The sequence below is a fragment of the Azonexus sp. genome (assembly GCF_036170495.1).
Classification (GTDB): domain Bacteria; phylum Pseudomonadota; class Gammaproteobacteria; order Burkholderiales; family Rhodocyclaceae; genus Azonexus.
The window spans coordinates 1-1,295 of record NZ_JAVHPH010000042.1; the positions used below are offsets into that span (position 1 = coordinate 1).

At 62.9% G+C, this 1,295-nt stretch carries 2 protein-coding genes; one reads left to right on the forward strand and one right to left on the reverse strand.

Features of this window, described 5'->3' with window-relative positions; all coding sequences use genetic code 11:
* On the forward strand, positions 1-805 hold an 805-nt coding region (locus ADADOO_RS01615), incomplete at its 5' end, for a CaiB/BaiF CoA transferase family protein (RefSeq protein ID WP_511274437.1).
* A gap of 20 nt (positions 806-825) precedes the next feature.
* Here ADADOO_RS01615 and ADADOO_RS01620 read toward each other — a convergent pair.
* Positions 826-1,295 (reverse strand): trimeric intracellular cation channel family protein (locus ADADOO_RS01620; protein WP_511274438.1); only part of this gene is annotated, 470 nt, incomplete at its 5' end.

A 1,295-nucleotide genomic window follows, 5' to 3' on the forward strand; every position in this document is an offset into this window, starting at 1 on the left:
CGGGCCGTACAAGGATCAGCCGGGTTTCGGCGCGGTCGGCGAATCGATGGGCGGCCTGCGCTACATCACCGGCTTTCCTGACCGGCCGCCGGTGCGCACGGGGATTTCCATCGGCGATTCGATTGCCGCGCTGTGGGGCGCCATCGGCGCGCTGATGGCGCTGCGCCACCGGGAAGTCAATGGCGGCGCCGGGCAGGTGGTTGATGTCGCGCTCTACGAGGCGGTCTTTGCGATGATGGAATCGATGGTGCCGGAATTCGACGTCTTTGGCTTTGTCCGCGAACGCACCGGCAACATCATGCCGGGCATCACGCCGTCGAGCACGCACACAACGAGGGATGGCAAGCATGTGACCATCGGCGCCAATGGCGACGCGATTTTCAAACGTTTCATGCTGGCTATCGGCCGCTCCGATCTGGCCGACGATCCGTCGCTGGCCGACAATGCCGGCCGCGATGCGCGGCGCGACGAGATTTACGCCCTGATCGATCGGTGGACCGCCGAGCACGATGAGGCCGAGGTGCTGGCCACGCTGGCCGCGGCCGAGGTGCCATCGTCGCGCGTCTATTCGGCCGTCGACATGTTCGCCGACCCGCAATTCATCGCCCGCCAGATGTTCGAATCAGCCCGTCTGCCGGACGGCAAGGAATTCAAAATCCCCGGCATCGTGCCCAAATTGTCGGCGACGCCGGGGCGCACGGAATGGCTCGGTGCGGCGCTCGGCGAACATACCGACGCGGTGCTCGCCGGGCTGGGCTACGCCCCCGAGCGCATCGCCGCGCTACGGGCTGACGGGGCGATCTGAAATACGCCGGCGGGCTCGCCCTAATCCCAGCGTTGCTGGTAAGAAAAGGTCGGAAGTTTCCAGCTGAAGCGAATCGCCAGCATGCGAAATAGAAAACCGGAGACGAAGCACAAAGCGGTATTGAGGTCGGCGTCGATGTCGAGTGTTCTCAGGACGAGAAACAGGGCGCAGACAAACAGCGAGACGCTGGCATACAGCTCGCGACAAAAAACGACCGGCAGTTGATTGCAGAGCACGTCGCGCAGAATGCCGCCGCAGATGCCGGTGAGCATGCCGGCCATGATGATGACCACGATCGGGTAGTGAAGTTGCAGCGCCACATTGCAGCCAATAAGCGAGAAAGCGATCAGGCCGAGCGCGTCTAGCATCAGAAAAATGCCTTTCATGTGGTGCATGAACCTGGCCAGCAGGGTCGTGGCCAGACCCGCCAGGATCACCAGATAGACGTATTCAGGATGTTGCGTCCAGCCGATGGGGTAATGGCCGAGGA